At 59.2% G+C, this 25,105-nt stretch carries 22 protein-coding genes; 3 read left to right on the top strand and 19 right to left on the bottom strand.

From position 1 onward, the window contains the following. Positions 1-1,237 (top strand): glycosyltransferase family protein (locus HV711_RS28500; RefSeq protein WP_217468972.1); only part of this gene is annotated, 1,237 nt, incomplete at its 5' end. A gap of 47 nt (positions 1,238-1,284) precedes the next feature. Next, on the top strand, positions 1,285-2,913 hold the full coding sequence (locus HV711_RS28495; RefSeq protein WP_175145430.1) for a glycosyltransferase family 4 protein: 1,629 nt from the start codon (positions 1,285-1,287) through the stop codon (positions 2,911-2,913). An 18-nt stretch (positions 2,914-2,931) separates the two neighbouring features. Here HV711_RS28495 and HV711_RS28490 read toward each other — a convergent pair whose 3' ends face one another. The 12 genes from HV711_RS28490 to HV711_RS28435 form a co-directional block, all read right to left on the bottom strand. Further along, positions 2,932-3,864, bottom strand: a complete 933-nt coding sequence (locus tag HV711_RS28490; protein ID WP_035479248.1) for a class I SAM-dependent methyltransferase — start codon at positions 3,862-3,864, stop codon at positions 2,932-2,934. 455 nt (positions 3,865-4,319) lie between these two features. Beyond that, on the bottom strand, positions 4,320-5,300 hold the full coding sequence (locus HV711_RS28485; RefSeq protein ID WP_082201421.1) for a glycosyltransferase family 2 protein: 981 nt from the start codon (positions 5,298-5,300) through the stop codon (positions 4,320-4,322). Next, positions 5,297-9,118 carry a glycosyltransferase gene (locus tag HV711_RS28480; RefSeq protein WP_051224014.1) on the bottom strand — a complete coding sequence of 1,274 codons (3,822 nt, stop codon included), beginning with the start codon at positions 9,116-9,118 and terminating at the stop codon, positions 5,297-5,299. The genes HV711_RS28485 and HV711_RS28480 overlap by 4 nt, the downstream gene beginning before the upstream one ends. A gap of 70 nt (positions 9,119-9,188) precedes the next feature. Beyond that, positions 9,189-9,944 (bottom strand): ABC transporter ATP-binding protein, encoded by a 756-nt coding sequence (locus HV711_RS28475; RefSeq protein WP_035479246.1) that lies wholly within the window; start codon positions 9,942-9,944, stop codon positions 9,189-9,191. Further along, positions 9,941-10,753, bottom strand: coding sequence for an ABC transporter permease (locus HV711_RS28470; protein WP_035479242.1), 813 nt, complete (start codon positions 10,751-10,753; stop codon positions 9,941-9,943). The genes HV711_RS28475 and HV711_RS28470 overlap by 4 nt, the downstream gene beginning before the upstream one ends. Next, positions 10,750-11,250 carry a GNAT family N-acetyltransferase gene (locus HV711_RS28465; protein WP_051224012.1) on the bottom strand — a complete coding sequence of 167 codons (501 nt, stop codon included), beginning with the start codon at positions 11,248-11,250 and terminating at the stop codon, positions 10,750-10,752. The genes HV711_RS28470 and HV711_RS28465 overlap by 4 nt, the downstream gene beginning before the upstream one ends. Further along, the gene (locus HV711_RS28460; protein ID WP_035479240.1) at positions 11,247-12,377 is read right to left on the bottom strand and encodes a DegT/DnrJ/EryC1/StrS family aminotransferase; all 1,131 of its coding nucleotides are present in this window, start codon (positions 12,375-12,377) and stop codon (positions 11,247-11,249) included. Before HV711_RS28460 ends, HV711_RS28465 begins: the two co-directional genes overlap by 4 nt. Before the next feature lie 21 nt (positions 12,378-12,398). Further along, positions 12,399-12,950, bottom strand: a complete 552-nt coding sequence (rfbC, locus tag HV711_RS28455) for a dTDP-4-dehydrorhamnose 3,5-epimerase (protein ID WP_035479237.1) — start codon at positions 12,948-12,950, stop codon at positions 12,399-12,401. Continuing rightward, positions 12,947-13,828, bottom strand: a complete 882-nt coding sequence (gene rfbA / locus HV711_RS28450; protein ID WP_035479254.1) for a glucose-1-phosphate thymidylyltransferase RfbA — start codon at positions 13,826-13,828, stop codon at positions 12,947-12,949. The genes rfbC and rfbA overlap by 4 nt, the downstream gene beginning before the upstream one ends. 35 nt (positions 13,829-13,863) lie before the next feature. Further along, entirely contained in the window at positions 13,864-14,802 is a 939-nt protein-coding gene (rfbD, locus tag HV711_RS28445; protein WP_051224010.1) for a dTDP-4-dehydrorhamnose reductase, read from the bottom strand. Further along, positions 14,795-15,847, bottom strand: coding sequence for a dTDP-glucose 4,6-dehydratase (rfbB, locus tag HV711_RS28440; RefSeq protein WP_035479233.1), 1,053 nt, complete (start codon positions 15,845-15,847; stop codon positions 14,795-14,797). The genes rfbD and rfbB overlap by 8 nt, the downstream gene beginning before the upstream one ends. Before the next feature lie 439 nt (positions 15,848-16,286). Then, positions 16,287-17,198: a GDP-mannose 4,6-dehydratase gene (locus HV711_RS28435; protein WP_035479252.1), complete on the bottom strand. Its 912-nt coding sequence runs from the start codon at positions 17,196-17,198 to the stop codon at positions 16,287-16,289. A gap of 214 nt (positions 17,199-17,412) precedes the next feature. Between HV711_RS28435 and HV711_RS28430 the strand changes: the two genes are divergently transcribed. Next, a complete protein-coding gene (locus HV711_RS28430) occupies positions 17,413-18,297 on the top strand; it encodes a symmetrical bis(5'-nucleosyl)-tetraphosphatase (RefSeq protein WP_035479231.1) in 885 nt (294 codons plus the stop codon). Positions 18,298-18,324: 27 nt separating this feature from the next. Here the strand turns inward: HV711_RS28430 and HV711_RS28425 are convergent, their stop codons facing one another. From HV711_RS28425 to HV711_RS28395, 7 genes are all read right to left on the bottom strand, one after another. Then, complete coding sequence (locus HV711_RS28425; RefSeq protein ID WP_035479229.1) at positions 18,325-19,164, bottom strand: lysophospholipid acyltransferase family protein; 840 nt, start codon at positions 19,162-19,164, stop codon at positions 18,325-18,327. Positions 19,165-19,262: 98 nt separating this feature from the next. Then, a complete protein-coding gene (locus tag HV711_RS28420; protein ID WP_035479226.1) occupies positions 19,263-20,543 on the bottom strand; it encodes a dihydroorotase in 1,281 nt (426 codons plus the stop codon). Between the two features lie 94 nt (positions 20,544-20,637). Then, positions 20,638-21,663, bottom strand: coding sequence for an aspartate carbamoyltransferase catalytic subunit (locus tag HV711_RS28415; RefSeq protein WP_006048658.1), 1,026 nt, complete (start codon positions 21,661-21,663; stop codon positions 20,638-20,640). Between the two features lie 210 nt (positions 21,664-21,873). Further along, a complete protein-coding gene (gene pyrR / locus HV711_RS28410) occupies positions 21,874-22,413 on the bottom strand; it encodes a bifunctional pyr operon transcriptional regulator/uracil phosphoribosyltransferase PyrR (protein WP_035479224.1) in 540 nt (179 codons plus the stop codon). Beyond that, positions 22,400-22,840, bottom strand: coding sequence for a Holliday junction resolvase RuvX (ruvX, locus tag HV711_RS28405; protein ID WP_035479220.1), 441 nt, complete (start codon positions 22,838-22,840; stop codon positions 22,400-22,402). The genes pyrR and ruvX overlap by 14 nt, the downstream gene beginning before the upstream one ends. A 10-nt stretch (positions 22,841-22,850) precedes the next feature. After that, on the bottom strand, positions 22,851-23,429 hold the full coding sequence (locus tag HV711_RS28400) for a YqgE/AlgH family protein (RefSeq protein WP_013587362.1): 579 nt from the start codon (positions 23,427-23,429) through the stop codon (positions 22,851-22,853). A gap of 229 nt (positions 23,430-23,658) precedes the next feature. Next, complete coding sequence (locus HV711_RS28395; RefSeq protein WP_035479217.1) at positions 23,659-25,068, bottom strand: FimL-related protein; 1,410 nt, start codon at positions 25,066-25,068, stop codon at positions 23,659-23,661. Between the last annotated feature and the right edge of the window lie 37 nt (positions 25,069-25,105).

Below are 25,105 nucleotides of genomic sequence, written 5' to 3'. Positions count from 1 at the left end.
GCGGTTCTCCTTGGTTCCCTGTTCGGGAGGTTGGTCCTGGAAACCCGATTCTCTCGGATTCCACTGGCGAACCGCCGCCTTCAACCTTCAACTACGCCTGGGACATTGCCTGCCGGAGAGCACCCGCGACTTTCTTGCGAGACAACATGCGCGCTTTGGTGGACAAAATATTGAAAGTTGCGATAACCGCAGCGACGCGGCCCCAATAAAAGCAATAGTGACTGGCGGGATTTGGGATTATCACCACAACAGACTATGCTTCTTCAACTATTTTGATCATTTGTCAGGGAACGGGACTGTAAGCTACAAGTCCGTCTTTGATCATCTTTTGACGAAAGATGATCTAATCGGCAATGACATTGTATTTTTAACAAGAACCAAGACCAACAACGTCAGCGACATACTACGTTGGTGCAACGAGTTGAGTATTCCCACCGTTTACATGATCGATGATAATTGGTTCAGTGTTGCGGATGACTGGCCAGACCAATACGCCTCGATGTTTGGAAAACACTCAGATTATTATAATAATTTTATCAGGGGCATTGAGGGCGCAGACTGCGTTCTGACATACAACAAACATCTTGCGCACGATCTCTCTTTACATGCAAAGAAAATCGTCATGCTAAAAAATAGCGTGGAGCTGGAATTCTTTGAAGATATGCCCCGCCCTAATAACGAACGGTATGTCATCGGCTATTCGGGATCGCCACGTTATATGTCCGCGCCTTTTGAAGCACTCGGTCAGATTGGACGCAACCGCCATGATGTGGATATTCTAATATCCGGAACGATCCTGCCGGAACAGGAGGAGAGGCTCCGGGACTGCAACTTGATTCGAAAACCTCATATGTCCTATAGTCGTTATGCCTCTGAGATTCGAAAGACAGGCGTTGACCTGCTCCTAGCGCCGCTGGACGACTCGCGAACTTCAGCGTCAAAGTGTCCAAACAAATATTTGGAGATCACTGCCCTGGGTGCAGTTGGAATATATTCAAACGTTGACCCATACACGTGGTATATCCACAACGACATAAACGGCGTTTTGGTCGACGATTCCGATAGCGCCTCCCAATGGTACGCTGCGATGACCTCTCTTTTAGACAAGAAACGACTAGCTGAACTTCACGCTGCGGCGCGCGCAGACGTATACGAAAACTACACCGTGCCTAAGGTGGCGACGGACTTCTTAAATATGGTCAGATCGGTGATCGCAGAAGGCAAGGCAAAATGTTAAACGTCGCTCTCATCTCGCACTCGCCATACATTGCCGGTGCTGAACGCATGTTGACCAACTTGGCATTAAGGCTGAAAGACGATCCGGAATTTAAACCAATTGTTCTCATACCCGATCCAAAAGCGGGAGAGATGGTGTCGCTGTTGGACCAACACGGAATCGACTGGCGCGAAGTTCCTTCGATGAAGTGGTACATTTTTCAAACGCAAAAAACGCTTCCGGGTTATGTTTGTGACTTATTAGGCCGGGCGCGGCAGTATGCCGAAGCACTGTGGAGCGCAGACGCCGACATCGCTATTGTAAACACCCTAACGAATCTTGAAGGTGTGTTGGGATGCTACAACGCCAACATTCCATATGTGCTGTGGGCTCATGGAATAATTGATTCAACGCAGGCCGAAGATGACCCCGCAACTCGGAACGTCTTAGACAAGATTGTCATGGAGCTCGCTTCGGGCATAGTCACATGCTCAGATTGGACCTCGGAATTTTTTAAGCAGGTAGTACCGCATAAATCGATCCGCACCATTCACAACTGGACCAACATCGAGTCGAAATCCGCCAATGATCCTGGACCCCGGACTTTTTGTGCTCTGTCGACACTTCAGCCGCACAAGGGAATTGACATTCTGATTCAAGCAGTCGCGTTGCTCAAAAACCGCGGCTTCCCGGTGCACGTTAATTTGTATGGTGCGGGCGACAGCGCCAACAGCCTGAAGGCACTCGCGTGCGATCTAGGCGTTGATGACCTCGTGCATTTCCGTGGACGTGTAACCGACGTGGCTGGAGTTTATCAACGCAGCATCGCGACACTGATGCCGTCATTCGTCGAGCCCTTTGGCATGGTCGCAATTGAGTCGATGGCTTTGGGAACGCCCGTGATTGCGGCCTCGACCGGTGGCCTGAAAGACATTATCGAGCACCAAGTGAGCGGACACTTGTTTCGACCCGGCGACATAGATGATTTGGCTTCGTCAATATATCTTCTAGCAACCAATGCGGAATATCGGGATACCTTATCGGTCGGAGGTAAAAACCGCGTTCGGCAGCATTTCGACGGTACGCAGTCACTCGCTAAATTTGCCAACGTTTTCGAGGAAGTCACCCAAACGTTCACAACGTACGATAGGCACGCACGGGACCGCGTCGAAATATTGCAGCTGGCTACCTCGGGAAGTACAGCTAGCGCAGACGCAAATGGTGCTCGTAACGGACATGGGGAGGCCTTCCCTCAACTCAGTCTGCTGGGGACGCATGACGCGAACTCCGTCATGCCTCACAAGATAGGATTCGGGGCTGACATTTCGCAAGACCCGTTCAGATGGTTCTATCTAGAGGCCACGGACCCGATGACGTGGAGCGGGATTGACATCGTTCTTCTACTCGCAGATAAGAGCTCCGGCGTTCTGATCACGGAAATCGTCCAGAACGGACAAATCGTCGTTCACGTGGGAACTGAAATGAGCCGCCTCACCTCTCAAGCGACCAGCAGAATAACCTGGCCACCTCTCAAGCTCGACAAGAGGGATTCGATTGAATTACGCTTCGCCGTACGCAATTCCTCGGGAGCCGTTTGTCTTCTTGAGTGGGAGCATACGGGCATTCGCTATCCTCTTTGTTCTTTGCTCGTCCAAGACAGAGAGGCCGGCTCTCATTTGAGATGGTTGGGTGCGTAGAAGCGGGAAAACCTCGACTTATTCTTTAATGAGGCAGAAAACCTGCCTCAAATCAGAAAAATAGCCCTGATTGACACCGGCTGGCAATATTCGATCGAGAAAATTAGAAAATGCCAGCACATCAGATTCAAGCGCCTTTCGGATTTTAAGTTCAAATTCAAAATTTCCCCGTGCATCCCGAACGTCCTTCTGGATGTACAGCTTCGCCCCCACTGTTTCCGCAAGCCTTTGAAGGTCGTAGATCGAATATAGATATTTATCGCCGGCACCAAATTGCGCGAGGAACTTTGCATTTTCTCGATCTACGCCACATCTTTGATCTATATACAGATCTAGATAGTCCAATTCTAATGCCAACTGCGGGGACACACTGTGACTGTCGCGGAACGCCTTCGTAAGGGTTTGAAAATACACGTATGCGTCGAGGCATGGTTCGCAAAAAATCATAATACCAGGCGAATCCAGCTTTTGATATAATCGTTCGACTGCACTTTGGTAGTGAAGGACGTGGTGAAGCACCGAGTGTGACTGGATAACATTGAACGAATTTGGCCTCAAGAAAAGTTCATTTTCATTGGGGTCAAGAAGAGCCGAAAAACAGTTAGGTATGGCCCATTTTTTGAAATTACTTGTCATGGTAGAAACTAGCGTAGGAAATACATCAGTTGCCACATAATATTGTGGCCTCACGCTGTTCACCGTGCCATAGGCCAGTTGCCCGAACCCCCCCCCAATCTCAAGAATACGAAGGTCATCGAGAGACAAGCCCGCGCGAACCATCATGGGGAGATGGAATTGCTGAAAATAGTCGATAATCCATCTATTCTCGGCCTCGCTGATCTGATTCTGAATGTCAGGTTCACCATCTGGGATGCTGATGCTAGATAGGGCCTGGCAAGATTGTGACGAGGGCTGTCGTGTTGAAAAGCGATGCCAAATATCCGCGTTCATATGTACCAGTCCTTTCCACTATGTAGAGTCGAGTCTCGCTTAAGCGCGCTTGGCCAGCTCCTTACTGTACACGTTCGAATAGCTGAATCACAGTCATGAGACAACAATGGGGCCGATGCTTCAGGAGCCGGCGAAGCCGCACAGCACACGTTGCATATGCCGTCTATCGCAGCGTCAACGTTCTTCCTAGGACAGCTCATATCCAGATTACCCGTTAACGGGTACTCGTCCTTGCTCGCTGTCTCGCGCACCGACTTGTTCTGACAATGATGCATCGCCACTGTTCCAGTTGTCGTAACCTGGATCACCTTCGACCGCCTTGCCTAACAGTTATCAGGAAAGCTTCATTGTCCGGCTCAACTTTAAGTCCGCCCCTTACGAGCGGCCAAATTTGAGTAAGCGGTTTGTGCGGCCAACTGACCTTTGACCTGCCGAAACCAACTCAATACACGTACTCACCACGGGGGAGTCCACTTTCCTTGCCGATTCAGGAGCCCGTCGCGGAGCCCCATTAGCATAAATCCCATTCGTCGCAAACGGGGCGCCTGTGTCGCTACAAAAAAGACAATTGACCCAACCAGTCGTGATAAAAGAAAGACACGCCAGCCGAGCGACATCCGTGTCGCACGCAAAATGAGCAACGTATTGCGGCACATGTAGTAGTCACGCAGGGGGGAATGGACGAAAACCTCTCGCTTTCGTCCAAGCCACGCCGACACGACTTCGTCACCCAGAGAGTGAATTAGACGCGCGCCGCAAACGCCGAACAGTGCGTAGCCAGCCGCCTTAGCGCGTAGACACCATTCTGTATCAACGTGGTCGATGAACAGCGCCTCGTCCATACCACCAATTTTCGCAAACGTGTCAGTGCGCACCAGCGTGCCGGACGATATGAGGAAGTCGACGGCCAGTTCTTGGCATCCGGACTCGCAGGGGATGCGTTTGACTAAAAAACTACCAGAGCTGACGAAGCGCCCTGTAGTTCCTGTGCGGACGTCAACTATCGCAGGGCCGACAGCGCCGACGCGAACGCCACGTGCGCGCAAACGAAGGTCGGCGGCCACCAACTTGCCAACCATACCGACGTCGGGGATGCTGTCGTGATCGAGGAAAAGCACGTAACGCTCACCGCTTACGGAATTGCCGTCCATCTTTGCAACGGCAGCAAACCCGCGATTCTGCGCCGCTCCAATGCCGAGGTTCTGGGCGAGCGCCTCAAAGCCACACGAAAGCTCACCAGTCAGTTTTGCGATCTGCTCCGCCACACTCGCCAGGGACGCGTTGTCCACAACGACAATCTCCGCTTCCTGCGCCTGCAATGCCTCAATCATCTTCCGCAGCGTCGGCAATTCGGGATTGAAGGTCACAATCACAGCTGCAACTAAGGGACGCGGCGCGCACGCGCCGTCGCCAGCGGAACGGGACATTGAGGTCATTGACCGCGCTCGCCGGTAATACGGTGTGCAAACGCATGCGCTCTACGCCGAACGCCTGCGGTCCTCACAAGTACGCGAATCCACGTTTGTGCTAGCCATCGTCGCGCTCTGAGTCGCGCAATGGAGACGGCGGTTGCACTTTCGCAAGGATTAGATGTGAAATGCTCGCGCGCGAAACCTTCCAGGAACACACGCCATTGCAATGCCACGACCTTCTGCGAATAGTTAGTTTTAACGTCTTCATATGCCGCCACCGCGATTCGCGCACGAAGCTCTCGGTCGACTACGAGCCTTTCAAGAGCGTCGCGCCACGCTTCGACGCTGTGACTGACAAGCAGACCTGTTTCGCCGTCGGCAACGCACTCAGCGTAAGGCGACGTGTTCGTATAAACACCCGCGATCCCCAGCGCGCCGTATTCTCTGTACTTGTTATTCGTCTTGTATAAATTCGCAGACGACGCGGCCATCGGCGCCAAGCCGATATCGAGTCGATGCGACGCTTTGAGCTTAATGAACTCGGAGTAATTGCTAACGTGTGGCACATATGTCACACGCTCTGAACCAATCAATTCCGGAGGGCAATACCCAAAAAATGTCAACGTGTCGTTCGGATATCTATCACGCACATACCGTAAAGCGGGCAGAATCTCCACAAAGTCGGCCGCTCGCGTCACGCTGCCGGCAAACCCGATGCGCACTTCCTGCACCGACCTATCAGGACAAGGCACTTCCTCAACGAGCGAAAAATCAAACGGCGCGTTCAGGAGCGTAATGTCCGCGCCTGGATACCGGGACTTGATGTATTCGCCAAGACGCGGCGCATTTACGATCACCGTCTTTGCGTCCCTGACTGTCAAGTCGAGCGTGTGTTGGACTGGCGCGCTTTTGTAAAACTGCACTAACGGCGTATCGCCCTCCAGCTCCCAAAAATTATCGTCCACGTAGTAAGCGAATGGGACGTTGTGCGCCTTCATCCACTCGATCATGGGCAGCGACGCAGGGCTCGCTGTCCGGCTCATAATCACAAGGCCGCCGTCGAAAAGAGTACTGGGCGTGAATTCGGACAACAGAAGCTTTTCCACTGTTCCAACAGTACCGACGGCTTCCACGAGTAGTCGCTCGATGATCTGATTTGTCGGTATATCGCCTTCGATCACCAGCTTGATGTTGAGTAAGGGCCCGCTGCGCGCGTCTCGGCGCGATTGCGACGCCAGCGCTTGTGAAGACGCCGACTTGAGAGTTCCAGGTAGCAGTTCCATAAACGGCGTTGGCGGGGAATAGTATGCCCCCAAACGCCGTCGGTTAATCATTTCGTAGACATAGACAGGCACAGAGCTGCGACTGCGCAACCGTACTCGCCACGTGGCTCGCTCTGGCATGACCACTGGATCGAACATGAAGCGCACCGGTTGGTTCAGATCGAGGCGGCTTAACTCGCGCGTCGCACGAGCAACCGTCTCGCCGTTCGACGAAATCAGTTCCACGACGACAGTTCCTTGCGGAGGACCGTCTACCGCGAGCGCAAAAGCTATCCCACCTAGACAGCCAGCAGGTAACGTCACGTGGTACTCCCGTGACGGAAGGGCATGGAGACTGTCGCTGAACTCCAGTGTGCTGCCTGGGCGCCGCCAACCGTGCTTCAACGCATCGCGCTGAAGTCCTTGGAACGCGTTCCCGCAGCTATCCCAAAGATCGGACGGCCTCGGGAGAATCCGATGACGCCACGAATAGCGTCGCATGTGCCGCATCGCATAAAGTTCGTCGGCAGTTCTCCGCCACGAGTCATGGCTACCTTGACGATGCGTGAGGTCATTGCCCTCACGCATCGTGGCCAAGGCGCGCAAGCGCCTGATCTGAAGCGGCCAGGACGGCATGCCGCCTGAAGACGCGATGACCTCCCGGAGCACCGCGACATTGTCCTGCCCGGAAAATTCGTTTGCACAGAAGTCGCCATTGCGCTGCTTGAGACTTTCGACATCCACCTGCCTGTCGACGATGCGACGCAGGACGCGATACCAGCTATCTCGCTCAAAAGGTTCCTCGACGATCAGTGCAGTGGAGTTGTCATCGACCCCTAGATACGGATCTATCGCTGGCAGGACCGCAACAGCATCGACCAGATGCGCAGTCAGTAGTGGATGGAGCGTCTTATAAGAGTTGTTGGGCGTCCTACTCGGCGCCAGCAGCAGATATTGAGGCGAGAGGCTTGCAAAACGGCGGAGCGCGAAAATATAACCGGGATCCCACGGCAGCAGCGTGACGCGAATTGATGCTGGCAGGCCGTCGAGCAACTTGCTATCGCTTTTCATGCCCGGCGTGATGAAGTGGATTCGCTGTCCTTCAGACGCAATCTGCGCCAATGCCGGCAGAATCAAGTCCCAAACCGCCTTTGATCGGTGCAGTCCCCCCATGAAGGCGAAGACCAGCTCATCGGTCTGCGCGGGCCGCGGGAGCGCCTCAAATCGACGCCTAATTTGATCCTGCGTCGCGCAGGCGACCGGGAAATGAAGCAGCCGAGAATGCAGTTGGTGGTGCCGAAAATATTCGATCAACGACGGACTGCTCAACAGTACGCCGTCGAACTGCTTCAGATCTTCCCGAAGCGCTGCGGGGCGAAAGTCTTCGCCCACCATAAGCGCCTCGCCCGTCTCTGCGAGCAACGGCATGTTGTCGTCAAGGAAGTAGTAGACCGGTATGCCCAGCAACCGGGCGTTATCGATCCATGCCTGACAAGAGCGCACCGCGCGAACGATAATGACAGCCGTCGCTCCCGCCAACGCCTCGATAGACGTGTTCGCCTTATGAGAAACGACGCGCAGCCGCTGTGCTAACGGTGGCGGCAACATGTCAAAGTAAAGGGCCGTCGACGCGTCGTATTGGACGTTGACAATGAGGAGGTGGCCTTCGGCATCCGCATTGGTCGTTACTGACGTGACCGCTCGTGGAACGCACCTATCGAGCCAGCGGCTCGCAAGGTCTGAGCAAACCTCGCGTGTCGCCGTGCAGTGAGCCGGGTCAGGAGCAAGCACATCATAATCGCCGATCCGTTCGAGAATCAAACGATCATTGCGCGATGTGCGCATCCATTCTTCGGCTGCCCACAAATCGATATCGACAGCCCCATCCGCTGAGTCTTGGACCTCGCAAACGCCAATAGCAAGATCGAGCGGCTTCATTTCGAAGCACTCGGAAATACGGCGCCACAAATCCCAGTCGGCGCAGCTCGCCATGACGACGTGAGGGTCCAAGAACCCAACGAAATCGATAGCCCGTCTTGGAATCAACACCGCATTACGAGGGATAAAATTGCCGACACGCAACTCCACCATCGATTGTGCTCGCCGCAAGTGCTGTTCGACAACCTCGACGGAGCCACCGTCTCCATGCTCGACAAGTTCAACGTAGCCGAAGACGATCGAGGCCGCATCCCGTTGCGCCTCAGACAGCAGCTCGTCCAGAGCATCGGGGTTAAAACGGTCGATTTCCCGGGCAAGAAGAATCCAAGGCGCGCGGGCGCGCTGAACGGCCTCGATCCATCCCAAGGCAGGCAACCCGATCACCGAAGCGTGCCGCAGCACCCCCATGTGTGGAATGCGCCTCTGAGCAGCCTCCAGCCAGGCCGACACCTGCTCGTCACACGTGTCGTCAACGACGATGAGTTGAATTGCCGTCAGTGGTTGCTGCAACAATGACTCAACGGCGCGGGCGAGTTTCTGGACATCGCGTTTGCCGACGTACAACAGCACCGATACGTCAGGCGTTGTAGGGTTTGATTCGGCAAACCATTGGGTGTCACGGATTACCGTTTCGACTTTCATTCACATTCCTTCCGCACGCCTTGCGCGACGTCCAACGTGAGACTTGGCGGACGTTGAGGTTCCAGCGACGTCACTGCCCAGCTTTGTTTTCGTATTCAGTCAGGACGCGCTTTGCCGGACCGTCCATTACGATCTCGCCTTTGCGCATCCAGATTACGCGCTCACAAAAGGATTCCAGCATTTCGAGACTGTGGCTGGAAAACACAAGAATTTTTCCCTGCTCCATGAACTCATGCATTCGACGCTTAGCCTTGTTGGCAAACTGCACATCGCCCGCGCCCATGACCTCGTCCAACAACAGGATCTCTGGATTGATTGCCGTGGACACCGAAAACGCAAGTCGGATGAACATACCCGCAGAATAAGTCTTGACCGGATAGTCCAGGAACTCGCCGAGTTCCGAAAATTCGGCAATCTGATGAATACGGTCTTCGACTTCTGCGGGCGTCAGACCAAGCAACATACCGCGAATGCGGATGTTGTCCCAGCCTGTCTGCGTCATCTCAAAGCCGGTGGCGAGTTCGAACATGGCCGATACATGGCCGCTGATCATCGCCTCACCAGAAGTTGGGGGATAAATCCCGGCCATCACTTTTAAAATTGTGCTTTTGCCCGCGCCATTCAAACCGATAAGGCCAACGCGCTCCCCATGTTGGATATCAAGCGTCACGCTTTTGAGGGCGTGAACGACGCGGCGCTCCGGCCTTTGCCCGTTGCCGGTTCTTCTAATAGCGTTGAGCAACGTAGATTTGAGGCTGTCTTGGCGCGCAGACACATCAAATCTCACACCCACGTTACGCAGGCTGATTCTCAAATCTTCGGTCATAACACGTACACGATCCGCTGCGACATCTTTTTCACGACATACGTTGCAATCACACCTACAACTGCGCAGTACCCCAACGCAACATAAGTCACTTCTGTCGGTGGTGCCTCGCTGTTCAGCAATGGATAGCGCAGGATCTCAATCAGGTAATACAGCGGATTAAACATGTAGACGAAGGCTAGTCCGCGGTCCTTCAACATGGACACGGTAAAAATCACAGGCGTTAAGTAGAACGCGATTTGAATGAGACTGCCCAACAGGTGCGGCAGATCGCGGAACCGAACGCCCACGTGCGCAACGATAACTAGGTGGAAAAAATTTATAACGAGGAACAAAACGAAACACGGCAAGGCCCATAGCGCGCCCCACCCGATGTGGCGCTGATACAGCGCCATCGTGAGAAAGAATACGAAAAGACCAATAAAAAATACCACCGTATACGGAACAATAGCCCGATAGAGGTAAATGATCTTCGGAAACGGAAATTGCTTAATGTAGCCCTCAGCAACAACAAACGCGGAAGAGCCTTCGACAAGCGCCGATGAAATGAATGTCCATATCACCAAACCTAGGGTGAGAAAGGGCAGGAATTCGTTCATCGACTGATGAAACAGGCGCCCGTAAATCACTCCAATCGCGGCAATGACGGCGCCGAGATTAATGAGGATCCATGCGGGGCCCAGCGCTGAACTCCGAAATCGGCTCTTGACGTCCTGAAGCCCCATATGAACCCAAACACGCCAAAGCTTCGCAGCGCTGACGAACTCTTCCACGGACGGACGAGCGCTGGAGCTGTTATACGTGATCATTTGATGCTTCGCTCCATTGTGATCATGTCCTCCGCGTGTGAGACCTCCGCGAACCCGAGACCTGCATACAGCCGCCGGGCGCGGTCATTCGTCTCACGCACTAGCAGATATACTGATGCAAGGCCGAGCGTTTCCTTGGCAAACGTCATCAAGGCTCCGATTGCCTCCCGCATCAATCCTTTCCCCTGAAATTCAGGTGCGACGACGAATCGCCCAATCTCGGCCCGTCTCGCATTTGCATCGATCCCATAGATCGCCACCTGACCGATTCGGGCGTTGTTTGTCGCATCCTCGACGATAAAAACCAAATCGTCGGACTTCTCGACATAGCGTGTGAACCAGCCGACGTGCTGGTCCCACTGAAGTACGTCGGCAGTCCCGAATTGCTGGCGCACGCCGTCTCGGTTTCGCCACTCGAGCGTGAAAGGCAAATCAGCGCGGCTGAGCAGCCTCAACCGCAGGCTGCCCACCGTCAGCGGAGAATACGCTTGCTTCATGCCGCTGCGTATCGAATTACGAGGTCCGCAATCAGTTCGACGTCCTTGCGCGTAACGCCCATGTGCATCGGCAATGACAGGATTTCGTTACTCGCCTGATGTGATTTAGGACACTGACCCTTGCCATGAGAGTACATGCGGTATTCCGTGTTGTCCCGATAGTGAACCCCCGGATAAACCTCATGTTCGTTCAGAGCGAGCATAAGTTCATCACGATTCTTAACGCGAATCTGGAAGAGGTGACGAGAAGATTCGCACCCCTTGGTAATCGGCACTAGACGTACGTTCCCGTGGTTACCTAGGAGTTCTTCGTACCAGCTCGCCAGCTGGCGACGATACGAGTTGTCGTTGTCCAGGTACTTTAGTTGCACAAGACCGATCGCGGCCATGATCGAGTTGCCGTGGTATTTGAAGCCGACTTCCTCGACGTCATACATCCACTTGTACGCGCCCTGGGACGCCGTACGAGCATAGGTGTCTTTGTTGATGCCCAGCCAACTCATCTTCCGTGCGCGCGCATCATCTTCCGCGTCCCGGAAACAGATCATGCCTGAGTCAGCCGTAGGAAGGTTTTTGACTGCCTGAAAACTGAAGACCGTCACATCCGCATCGTGGCCGACATGCTTGCCGTGGAATCGCGTTCCAGACATGTGCGCAGCGTCGAGAATCAATGCAAGGCCACGCTCGCGGCACAGTTTCAGGACACGCTCGTACTGACCGACATTGCCGCCGACGCCCACATAAATCACCGCACGCGTACGGTCTGTAATTCGCGCCTCGATGCTTTCGGGGTCCAGGCAAAGCGAATCGTCGACGTCAGCAAAAACGGGCGTCAGTTGCGAGTAGAGGATGGCGTGATTCGACGACACGAAGGTCAATGGCGTCGTAATAACTTCATCACCGTCGGCCCAACCATGCTTCGTTTTGAGGAGTTCGAAGGCGAGATGCAAACCAACGGTATTCGAACTCAGAAAGTGGGCGTTCGGCAGCCCCGTGTACGCTTTCCACGCTTCCTCGAACTGATTGGTCTTGAACCCGAGCCCGGTCCAACCCTTCTCGAGACATTCTCTGATCTCTTCAAGGCATTCTTGAATTCGGAAATTTGGTACAAACAACTGGATAGCCATAAAGGTCTCCTCGGGAGTCGGCTAGTTAAATAATTCGGCGTCTGCAAGCGCTGGCGCAGCGGCGTCCTTTTTGGACAGCAGCGGCTCGCCTTGGAACGGCCATTCGATCCCTATGGCGGGATCATCCCATCGTAGAGAGCGCTCGAACTCTGGAGCGTAATAATCGGTGGTCTTATACAGAAATTCAGCGAATTCGGATAGCACCACGAAGCCGTGTGCAAAGCCCTCCGGTATCCACAGTTGACGCTTGTTGTCAGCCGACAGTTCAACGCCAATCCACTCACCGAATCGTGGTGAGCTGCGGCGAATGTCGACCGCTACATCGAAAACGCTCCCACTCACAACCCGCACAAGCTTGCCCTGCGGCTGGCTGATCTGATAATGCAGCCCTCGCAACACGTTCCTGGCTGAGCGCGAGTGATTATCTTGCACAAAACTGCGTTGAATGCCAGTGGCCTCTGCGAATCCCTTTGCGTTGAAACTCTCATAAAAAAAACCACGGTCATCGCCAAACACTTTCGGCTCCAAAATGACCACTTCCGGCAACCCAGTAGGAACGACGGTTAGATTCATGCAACAGACTCCTGAAGGATGCGGTGCAAATAGGCGCCGTAACCGTTTTTGGCGAGGGGCTTGGCGAGTGTCTCGAGGGCTTCCGCGGAAATCCATCGGTTCCGGAATGCAATCTCTTCAGGACAAGCCACCATCAGCCCTTGGCGCTTTTGCAGCGTAGCGATGAAGACAGCGGCGTCCTGCAGCGAATCGTGTGTGCCGGTGTCAAGCCAAGCGTATCCGCGGCCCATAATCTCGACGTTGAGACGGCCGTGGCGGAGATAGTGGAGATTGACGTCAGTGATTTCTAACTCCCCGCGTGCAGACGGACGAATGTCTGCGGCGATATCGCAAACGTCATTGTCGTAGAAGTACAAGCCCGTCACCGCGTAACTGGAACGAGGCAATTTAGGCTTCTCTTCCAGAGACACAGCGCGGAAGTCATTGTCGAATTCTACGACGCCATACCGCTCTGGATCGTGCACGTGATAGGCGAATACCGTCGCACCTTGCGTCTGCGCGGCAGCGCGTTGCAGTTGCCCAAGAAGGTCGTGGCCATGAAAGATGTTGTCGCCAAGGATCAGCGTGCATGGATCATTGCCGACGAAATCACGACCGATGATAAACGCCTGCGCGAGACCGTCCGGGGACGGCTGCACAGCGTATTGCAGGTTTAGCCCCCAATGTGCGCCGTCTCCTAGCAGTTCTTCAAAGCGTGGTGTGTCTTGCGGGGTGGAAATAATGAGGATGTCGCGAATCCCCGCCAGCATGAGCGTGCAGAGCGGGTAGTAAATCATCGGCTTGTCATAGACAGGGAGCAATTGCTTGGACACCGAACGCGTAATCGGGTAAAGGCGAGTCCCTGAACCGCCAGCCAAGATGATGCCTTTTCGTTTCACGATAAATTCTCTCAGGTTTTGCGATGCGACCACAATCAGGCGAGCAATCGCCGGCCCTCGACAAGCTCCGCGAGCAGACGATCCACGCCTTCTCGCCAATCCGGAAGCTTAATGTTCAGCGCCGAGCACAACTTTGACGTATCGAGCCGCGAATTGGCCGGCCGAGCCGCTGTGCTCCCGTAATCGGCGGCGCTGATGGGTAGGACACCCTCCGGTTTCACGGCGAGCGGCACACCCGCCGCTGCCAGCGTCTCGACGATATGGAGCGCATATTGATGCCAGTCGGTTTCGCCTCCGGCGGCCAGGTGATATAGGCCGCTCGGCATTGAGGAAGCTCCACTTAAATAGCGATGGACGGCCAGCGCCGTGACGTCCGCCAGCAAAGCTGCGGAAGTCGGCGCACCACGCTGGTCCGCAACCACCGATAATGACGTGCGACTCAGTGCGGCGCGTGCAATCGACTTAAGAAAGTTGCCACCGTGCGAGCCGAAGACCCAACTTGTCCGAAAGATCCAGTGGTCAACATCCACGGCTTGCACCGCCAGTTCGCCATCCAGTTTTGACCGGCCATATACGGACAGAGGCGAGGTTACGTCGTCTTCTGTGTACGATCCGACCTTAGCGCCGTCGAAAACATAGTCTGTCGAGTAGTGGACGATTAAACTACCAAGCGCCTTGGCTTCGGCCGCCAATATCCCCGGCGCGACCGCATTGACAGCATGTGCGAGATCGGCTGACGTTTCTGCGGCGTCTACCGCTGTATACCCTGCGGCGTTAACAATGGCCACCGGCCTGACGGAGCGCACCGTGATTGCAATTTCTTCGGGGTTAGCCAGGTCGCACGTCTCGCGCCCCACAGGAACGACACGCCCAAGCAGTGACATAGTGCGGCACAACTCCGCCCCGAGCTGCCCTCTAGCGCCAATCACCAGAATGGCGCCGCCAGCGCTAGACCGAGACTCCAGATCACGCATAGTGCCGATCTACCCAGTTGCGGTATTCGCCTGATGTAACGTCGGTTACCCACGCCTGATTATCCAGATACCACTGAACCGTCTTGGCCAGACCCGTCTCGAACGTCTCTGCCGGCTTCCAGCCGAGCTCGCGCTCGAGCTTGCGCGCGTCGATTGCATAACGGCGGTCGTGGCCCGGGCGATCCTTCACGTAAGTGATCTGATCGCGGTACGAACCGCCCGCCTTCGGCTGCAACTTGTCGAGCAGATCGCACAGCGTGTGCACGACTTCGAGGTTCTTCTTCTCGTTCCAGCCGCCCACGTTGTACGTCTCGCCCGGCACGCCGCGCGCGAGCACTTCGCGGATTGCGCTGCAATGGTCGCCCACATACAGCCAGTCGCGGACGTTCTGACCGTCGCCGTACACCGGCAGCGGCTTGCCGCTGAGCGCGTTGGCAATCATCAGCGGAATCAGCTTTTCGGGAAACTGGTACGGACCGTAATTGTTCGAGCAGTTCGTGGTGAGCACCGGCAGGCCATACGTGTGATGGTATGCGCGCACCAGGTGGTCCGAACCCGCCTTGGTTGCCGAGTACGGGCTATTCGGCGCGTACGGCGTGGTTTCAGAGAATTGGGGATCAGTCGCGGAAAGCGAGCCGAAGACTTCGTCGGTCGAGACATGCAGGAAGCGGAACGCGGCCTTCTCGGCTTCGCCGAGCGTATTCCAGTAGGTTCGTGCGGCTTCCAGCAGCGTGAACGTGCCGACCACATTGGTTTGCACGAAATCGGCCGGGCCGTGAATGGAGCGGTCCACGTGGCTTTCAGCGGCGAAGTGCAGCACGGCGCGCGGCTTGTGCTCGGCAAAGAGCGCGTCCATAGCGGCGCGGTCGCAAATATCCGCGCGCACGAACACATGCTTCGGATTGCCCTGCTGCGACTTGAGCGTGCCGAGATTGCCGGCATAGGTCAGCTTGTCAACATTCAGCACCGCTTCGTCCGACGTATTGAGCCAGTCGAGCACGAAATTGGCGCCGATAAAGCCGGCACCGCCCGTTACCAGAATCATGAAATTCCCTTCCAGATGTCGGCGACAGCTCCGGCATTGCTCTGCCGGCCCTCGCCACGCGTTGTGGAGTCCGATTATTTCGGCGCGCGCGGCTTGCGCACGGCACGCAGACGCTCAGACGCCAATCTTATGAACCTGAGATTATAAAGCCGCACGGAACAAAAACTAGAACCCTAACAACTTGAAACAGCTTGACAAATCCGTTTTCGGGTGCAATTTGCCGATTTGCAGGCGAGCGCTTCATGCGCAATGGATCGCAGACGCCCGTTCAAACAGGCGTCAGACGGCGCGGAAATCCGGCCTCCGGCCCGCGTGCGGCGCCAACGGGAAAGGCCCCGTCGGAAGGGAAATGGCAGGTTCGCGGGCGCGGCTCGCCGCCGCTGCCCGCGCCAATGGAAGGAACAAAGACGCGACAGGCAAAAGCGCCCGCCGCCGCGCCTCAGGCCGCGAGCATCCAGCGCAGCGTATCGATGAACGGAATAGCCCGCACCTCCGGAACCAGCGAGCGCAGCTTCGCGGGCGAGCCGGCGAGGACCTTCACATCGGTCTGCCGGACGAAGGCGGGATTCACATGCACTTGCAGTTTATGCCCCGTCAGATCGCTGGCGGCGGACAGGATCTCGCGCAGCGTATAGGGCGTGCCCGTGCAGACGTTCACCGTCTCCGCAGTCGCATCGGAATCCAGCAACGCTTCGTAAGCGCGCGCCACATAACGCACGTCGGAGAAATCACGCGCGACGTCGATATTGCCCAGCTCGATGGACGGCTCCCGGCGCGCGAAATGCTCGACGATCTTCGGCACGAGAAAGTTGGACGCCTGGCCGCGGCCCGTGTAGTTGAACGGCCGCACGATCAGTATAGGCAGCCGGTCGAACCACGTGTGCACCATCGTTTCCATGGCCGCCTTGCTAGCCGCGTAGTGATTGACCGGTGTGAGCGGGAACGTTTCGTCGATCGCATCGCTCGTCACGTTGCCGTACACGTTCGCGCTGCTCGCAATCAGCACCTTGCGCGGTGTATGGCCCGTCGCGGCGCAGGCCTCGAGCAGGTTCAGCGTGCCGATCACGTTGACGCGGTAAAAGTCGAGCGGATCGTCATGGCCGACAAAGCTGATCGCAGCAAGATGCACGATGTAGTCAGGCCGCACGGCTTCAATGACGCGCCGGCAGTTTTCCGGCGACGTAATGTCGAGCCTCAGGCGCGTGGGGATTTCGCCTTCGTCGCGGCCGGCGAAAGTTTCGATCACGGTATGGCCGCGATCGAGCAGATTGTCCACCAGATAGCGGCCGGTAAAGCCGCTCGCCCCGGTGACGAGCGTGCGGACGGGTTGCTTCGCATGGAAAGACGACATGCTTTCTCCGTTCACGAGGATCATGCTGCTGTGATGCAATATTGCGCCCGTCGTTCACTCTGGACCGCCGCGCGAACGCCTCACGCGCCGCCACGTCGGCATGGCGCGATGTGGGCGCTGCAAACGGGCTATTATGTCATGCTCTTTTGCTGCACCGCCCAACGCGGCACGCGCCGTGCGCCGCCGCGTGTATCGAACCGCCCCAATTCTGTCGATGACACCGTCCACCGCGCCTTCATCCGTCTCCCCCAACTCGCCGCCGCGCCTGGCACCTCTCGCGTTCGGCGATCTGCAAGGCTGCCGCACGCCGTTCCAGCGACTGCTCGCCCAGGCCGCGCCGCCCGCCGGCACGCCGCTGTGGTTCGCGGGCGATCTGATCAACCGCGGCGCCGAATCGCTGGCCACGCTGCGTGACATCATCGCGCTCGGCGAGCGTGCGGTGCCGGTGCTCGGCAACCATGACTTGCATCTGCTGTCGGTGTCGGCGGGCATTCGCAAGTCGAAAAAAGGCGACACGATCGACGAAATTCTCTCCGCGCCCGACGCCGCGGACCTGCTCGAATGGGTGCGCCATCGCCCGATCGCGCATTACGAAAACGGCATGCTGATGGTGCACGCGGGCGTGGTGCCGCAATGGGACGTGAACCTGACCCTCGAACTCGCCGACGAGCTCCAGCGCGCACTGCGCGCGCCCAACTGGAAAGAAACGCTGGCGGGCCTGTACGGCAACGAGCCGAGCTTGTGGACGCCGAGCCTGAAGGGCATCGAGCGGCTGCGGGTGACGTGCAGCGCGTTGACGCGGGTTCGCTTTTGCAATGCCGAAGGCGCGATGGACTTCAGCAGCAGCGGCGGCCTGAACGCCGCGCCGCCGGGCTGCATGCCGTGGTTCGATGTGCCGTGGCGCAAGACCGCCGACGTGACCGTGGTGTTCGGCCATTGGGCCGCGCTCGGCTTGATGTTGCGCGACAACCTGATCGGGCTCGACTCGGGCTGCGTCTGGGGCGAAAAACTGTCGGCGGTGCGGCTCGCGGACAATCCCGCGGAGCGAACGTTGACTCAGGTGGAATGCGATAACTGCCGCGCGCGCGGCGGGAATTAACTCCGCTGGCTGAACAAGGCCAGACGCTCAGACGCTCGGCGAACGGCCCGATTGATCGACCGGTTCGACCAGCGTCTCGCTGACCGGCGACGCGTCCATCTGCTCCACAACCAGCGCGCCCGTCGCCGCCGTGCCGCCCTGCATTTCGCGCAGCGCCGCTGCAATCACGCCCTGCGCTTCGGCAGCCAACGCGCGCCGATCCGCGCCGGGCGCGAGCGGCCCGCACACGTAGACATGAGCGGTCAGCGGTCCGCCGCGCAGCAGCCGATTCAGCGAGTCGGCGAGCGACAGATCGTCGATATAGGCCGGCGCCGTAGACTGCCGGCCCTGCGCGTCCTCATACATGATGCACAGCGGCTGCACCGGCACGGACGCCGACACCGCCGCCTGGAACATGTTCGCGTGAAACGGCAGCAGCGCGAGCCCGTTCGACGTCGTGCCCTCCGGGAACACGCACATCAATTCGCCAGCGCCCAGCCTGTCGGACAACTCGTGCATGATCCGCTTCGCGTCGCTGCGCTTTTCGCGCTGGATGAACACCGTATCCAGCTGCTGCGCGAGCCAGCCGACCAGCGGCCATTGGCGAATCTCCGCCTTCGACACGAACGGCGTCGGCCGCCACGCATTGATCACGTAGATGTCGATCCACGAAATGTGATTGGCCACCACGAGCGCGCCGCGGTCCAGCCGCGCCCCGTCGTTATGCACGACAAGGCGCATGCCGCACAGGCGCAGCATTTTCAGCGACCATGCGCGATTGAGCGCGTGACGGCGGTTTGCATCGGCTTTCGGGAAACGCGTGGCGACGATCCACATGCCGTGCAGCAGATGCGCGATGAGACGGGCTTTGCGTAACGCGAGCTTCATGGTCGGAGCTTTTCCTGTCAGGTCAATGCAGGCTCGATGCCGGGTCGATGCGGTTCGATGTGGATCGATGCGCGGCGCCGTGAATCGAGCCGTGGCGCTCAGCGTTGCTCGAACGCGACGCGACCGGACACGATGGTCGCGCGCACGCGCGCCGGCAGTTCGTAGCCGAGGAACGGCGTGTTATGCCCCTGGCTCTTCAGCGCGCGCGGCTCGACGCGCCAATGCGCATGTCGGTCGAACACGCACAGATCAGCCACGCTGCCCGCCGCGACGCGTCCGGCCGCGTCGAGATTCAGCACTTGCGCCGGCGCTGCCGTAATGCGGTTCAGCGCCTTGGCAAGCGGCAAGCCGGCTTCGTCGGCCCATTTCACCGTCAGCGAGAGGAACAGCTCGAGGCCGGTCGCGCCAGGCGTGGCCTCGGCGAACGGCAGCAGCTTTTCGTCGTCGTCGACGGGCGTGTGGTCCGAGCAGATCGCGTCGATCGTGCCGTCGACGAGCCCCGCGCGGATCGCTTCGCGATCGCGCTGCTGGCGCAGCGGCGGGTCGAGCCGGAACTGCGCGTCGAAGTAGCCGATGTCGAGGTCGATCAGATGCACGTGATTCACCGTGACGTCGCAAGACACCGGCAGACCCTCGGCCTTCGCGGCGCGCACGAGCGCAATGCCCGCCGCCGACGACACATGCGACAGGTGCACCCGCGCGCCCGTCACGCGCACGAGTTCGAAAATCGTATGCAGCGCGATGGTTTCAGCCGCAACCGGCACGCCGGAAAGGCCGAGCCGCGACGCCAGCGCGCCGCTCGCGGCGACGCCGCCTTTGCCGAGATACGCGTCCACGGGACGCAGCCAGACCGTGAAACCATAGGTCTTGGCGTACTGCAGCGCGCGCATCAGTACCTGCGTGTCGACCACCGGCGCGTCGGCTTGCGAAAAGCCGATACAGCCCGCCTCCGTCAATTCCACCATTTCGGTAATGACCTGGCCTTTGAGCCCGACCGTCAACGCGCCGAGCGGATACACGTGCGCCTGATCGAGATTGCGCGCGCGGAACTTGAGCATTTCGACGAGACCGGGTTCGTCGAGCGTCGGGTCGGTGTCCGGCGGACACACGAGGCTCGTCACGCCGCCCGCCAGCGCCGCGGCCATTTCCGATTCGAGCGTGGCCTTGTGTTCGTAGCCCGGCTCGCGCAGCCGCGCGGACAGGTCGACTAGGCCGGGCGCGATGTGCAGGCCGCGCGCGTCGAGGGTTTGCGTCGCCTCGAAACCGGCGGGCGCGTTGCCGAGCGCGACGATCTTGCCGGCGTCGATAAAAATGTCCTGCTGCTGTTCGGTGCCCGCTGCCGGATCGATCAGCGTGCCGCCTTGGATGTGGATCTTCATGCGCTGCCTTAGTGTTTCAGCCGGTTTGTGGCCAGATTCTGCATTGTTTGCCGCGGATGCGCGGCTCGTGCCGCGCGCTGAGGTCAACCGCGGATCAGTCGTTATTGCCCGCGACAATCCCCATCACCGCCATGCGCACGGCGATGCCGAACGTCACCTGATTCAGGATCACCGATTGCGGGCCGTCCGCGACCTGCGAGTCGATTTCCACGCCGCGGTTCATCGGGCCCGGGTGCATCACGATCGCGTCGGGCTTGGCGAGCGCGAGCCGCTCGGGCGTCAGGCCCCAGCTTTTGAAGTATTCCTGCGCCGAGGGCAACAGCGCGCCGCTCATCCGCTCGTTCTGCAGACGCAGCATGATGATCACGTCGACGTCCTTCAGACCTTCGTCGAGATTGTGGAACACGCGCACGCCCATCTGTTCGAGGCCGCCCGGCAGCAGCGTGCGCGGCCCGATCGCGCGCACTTCCGGCACGCCGAGCGTGGTCAGCGCGTGAATGTCGGAGCGCGCCACGCGCGAATGCAGGATGTCGCCGACAATCGCCACACGCAGATTCGTGAAGTCCTTCTTGTAGTGGCGGATCGTGTACATGTCGAGCAGCCCTTGCGTGGGGTGCGCATGACGGCCGTCGCCGGCATTGATCACATGCACGTGCGGCGCGCAGTGCTGGGCGATCAGATAAGGCGCGCCGCTCGACGCGTGACGCACGACGAACATATCGGCATGCATGGCCGACAGATTGTTGATCGTATCGAGCAGCGATTCGCCCTTGCTCGTCGAGGACGCGTTGATGTTCAGATTCAGCACGTCCGCCGACAAACGCGTGGCCGCAATCTCGAACGTGGTGCGCGTGCGCGTCGAGTTCTCGAAGAACAGGTTGAAGACCGACTTGCCGCGCAAAAGCGGCACCTTCTTGACCTCGCGGTCCGTCACGCTGACGAACTGGCTCGCGGTGTCGAGAATGTGATTGACGATCGCTTTCGGCAAACCCTCGATCGACAACAAATGTTTGAGCTCGCCGTTTTTGGTGAGCTGCGGGTTGCCCTTCAGGAAGCCATAGCGGAAGCGCTCGGTGGCGCTATCGGCGGAATCCTGCGGAGCCTGGGTGGCGGTGTTCATGGTGTACCTGCTTGCAAATACGGGCTTCAACGTGTGGGCTGGGCGAACTGCGCGTTGGCGCTCTTGTGCTGGGCTTTCCTGCTCGGCTTTCGTGCGGGCTCCTGTCTCGGATGTGCTCGCGTTCCGGTCCTCGTGGCTCGGGTAACGCGCGTCCGCTAAGCGGGGCGAGGCTCGGCGCCAGAGCCGCGCTCGAAGACGCGCAGACGCCGCTCAATCAACCCGTGCTTCAGTATGGAACGTGAAACGCGGCTCGCCCGCGCCGCTGGTCTCGTCGCGGGCGAGCACGAGCGTCGCGTCCGCCGGCACGTCCACCACGCCGCCGACGAAGCGCGCCGCCACCGGCAGCTCGCGCCCGCCGCGATCGGCGAGCACCGCCAGTTCGACCGCCGCCGGGCGGCCGTAGTCGTACAGTTCATTGAGCGCCGCGCGAATCGTGCGGCCGGTGTACAGCACATCGTCGACGAGCACGATGCGCCGGCCGTCGACCGAAAATGGCAGCGAGGTCGGGCTCGCCTGGGAGTGCAAACCCTTCTTCGCGTAGTCGTCGCGATGCAGCGCGACATTGACGACGCCGAAGCTCGCCAGGTTCAGATCGCGCGCAAGGCGCTCGGCGAGCCACGCGCCGCCGCTGTGGATGCCGGCCAGCACGGCGCCCTCGGCGCCTTCCCTCGCACCGAGCTTGTCGCCGTAGGCGGCGCGAATCTGGTCGAGCAGCGCGCGATAGAGCGCTTCGGCGTCAATGGAACTCATGGTTGTCGGAAAGTCCGTCAAGATATTGCTGAAGGATGACGCTGGCCGCTTCGGCGTCGAGCATGTCGGCGCGGCCCTTGTTGGCGCGTAGCGTCGCCTCGGCCTCGACCGACGAGTAGCGCTCGTCGACCCACGTCACCGGTAGATTGAAACGGCCGTTCAACTGATTGCCGAAGCGCTTGGCAAGCCGCGTCATTTCGTGCGGCGTGCCGTCCGGATGCATCGGCAAGCCGACCACTAGCGCGTCGGGCTTCCATTGCGCAATCAGCTTGCCGAGCTCGGCAAAGCGATATTCGCGGCTGCGATTCTGCACGACCACGAGCGCCCGCGCGCTCCGGGTGAGCGAATTGCCGACCGCGACGCCAATGCGCTTTTCACCGTAGTCGAACGCAAGCAGCGTCGCCTCGCGTCCGCCCGGCAGGCTCATGCGGCGCCTCTCATGCGTGCCCGGCCTCGCCCGACAGCATGGACAGCGAGACGCCGAGCAGCGCAAGCGCAGCCTCGAAGCGCTCTTCGGCGGGCACGTCGAAGACGATTTTCGGATCGGCCTCGACCGTCAGCCAGCCGTTTTTCGAAATCTCTTCTTCGAGCTGGCCCGCGCCCCAACCGGCGTGACCGAGCGTGAGCAGGAAGCGCTCAGGCCCGGTGCCGCTCGCGACCGCCTCGAGCACGTCTTTTGACGTGGTCATTTCGAGCCCGCCCGGCACCGACATGGACGACGTGTAGGAATTGCCGTCTTTCGGATCGTGCAGCACGAAGCCGCGCTCGGTCTGCACCGGGCCGCCGAAGTAAACGGGAACGTGGAGAAGAGGCTCGATTTCGAGCTTGAGGTCGATGCGACTGAAGAGCGCTTGCAGGTCGATGTCAGTCGGCCGGTTGATCACGAGGCCGAGCGCGCCGCGCTCACTGTGATCGCAAAGGTAGACCACCGTTCCGGAAAACGTCGGATCGGCCATGTTAGGCATGGCGATCAGGAACTGGTTGGTCAGATTGATGCGATCGGTACTCTTGGACATAGTTCGGATTTTAGCAAAGACGATGCAGGATGGCGGGCTTTGAGCGTGGAGCGGCGACGTGAATCATGAAAGCGTGCCGCGAGCCATCGACGGCAAATCATGTTGCACTCTATCACGCACGCGGGGCTCGCCACGGTGCGTGTTGGGCCGGCGCGGCGGGCCTGAATGGCGGCCCTCAGTAGCGAGCCTCAGTGGCGCGCTGTCCGGCCGGTGCGCTGCCAAGCACGCGCTAAGCGCCGCCCTGCTCGATCGCCCGCGTGAGCGCGGCCAGCGCGGCGCCGCTCACCGGCGGCGCCACACCCGCCGCCACCTTGTGCAGCGTCGCGCGCAAGGCCTCCGCGGCGTTCTCCAGCGCACTCGCCGCAGGGGCGTCGACGATCACATGCGCGCGCACCGCAGGTGTCGACACAGCCGCATGCGCCCGACGGCGCCACGCGAGCCCGAGCGCGTCGGCCAGCAGCGCGACGTGGCCGAGGCCCAGCGCGCAGGCGGCGGACCCGAGCCGGTAGGCGGCGTCGCCGGCCTGCAGCGCTTCGCTCGGATCGGCCTTTTCCGGCTGGTCCGCGGCACGCGCATGATCGGCGAGCGCGGAGATCGCGGCGTCGGCCGTCTGCAAAAAATCTTCATACGCATGTGCATTGACGCTCAACACGCCGAGTTCGCGCGTCAGCGACGTGCGGGCGCTGAACGATTGCGCCTCAACCGCGCCCGCTTCCCAAAGCATTTCCGATGCCTGGGTGCCCGCGACGTGCCAGTCGACCGTCAAGCCGTAGTCGTGCAGCACCTCGACCTGGTCCGCATCTTCGGCGGCGGCGCCGAAGAGCGCGTAGTCGCGCCACAGCAGCGCGAGCGTGGCGCGCACGAGCGAGCGCTGCGCGCGCTCGATGCCGCGCGCATGGTCCGCGAGCGCGAGATTGCAGCGCGCGTAGAAACGGCGGGCGTCCGGCTCGCCGGCTGCGCGTCCGCTCACGCGCAAAGCGCGGGCGCAGGCCTTGGCGAGGCGCCAGAAATCGTAGGGATCGGGGCCGGTCAGCTCGCTGAAGACCGCGTCGAGTTCGTCCAGAGCGGCTTCGGTGGCCGCGCGCGCCGCCACACTGCCCGTGTCCGGCTGCGAGCGCAGCACCGGCAGCAGCGCGCGTTCATAGCGCGCCCGCAGATGGGCCAGTTGCTCGGCCGGCTGCGCATGAAAGGACACTGGCGGCACGGGCCGCGCGGTCAGTGCCAGATCTTCGAAAGCCACGGGGGACACCGCCGTGTGCTCGCCCAGATCGGCGCTCAAGGCGCGGTAATGGTCGAAGAGCGTTGGCGAGCAGGCCAGTTCGCGCAGATTGTGACGCTCCAGCGCCGCCCGGAAATCGCGCAACGCGGCGCCGAAGTTCGGCCTCACGCTTTCGGCCTCGGCCGGATCACCTGCGGCAAGCGGCGAGAGACGCACCAGCACATCGGCGAAACGGGTGGCGCTCAGCCAGCCGGCGCTGCGCAGCGAGTGCGAAACGCGCACCAGCGCGGTGGTCAAGCCGGTGTGCTGCTCGAAGGCCAGCAGCGCCTCGGCCAGCGCCAGCTCCGCTGGACGAACAGCGCCGCCGCGCGGATTGGGCAAGGCGTCGAAGGAAACGGGGGCTGCGGATCGAAGAGTCATGAGTTGGCGACGGAAAGTCGGCGGGCCGCCGCCTGGC

This window comes from Paraburkholderia phenoliruptrix (genome assembly GCF_902859825.1).
GTDB classification, from domain to species: Bacteria; Pseudomonadota; Gammaproteobacteria; order Burkholderiales; family Burkholderiaceae; genus Paraburkholderia; species Paraburkholderia phenoliruptrix.
Note: the sequence above shows the minus strand (reverse complement) of the source record. Positions and strands in the feature narration are given on the sequence as shown.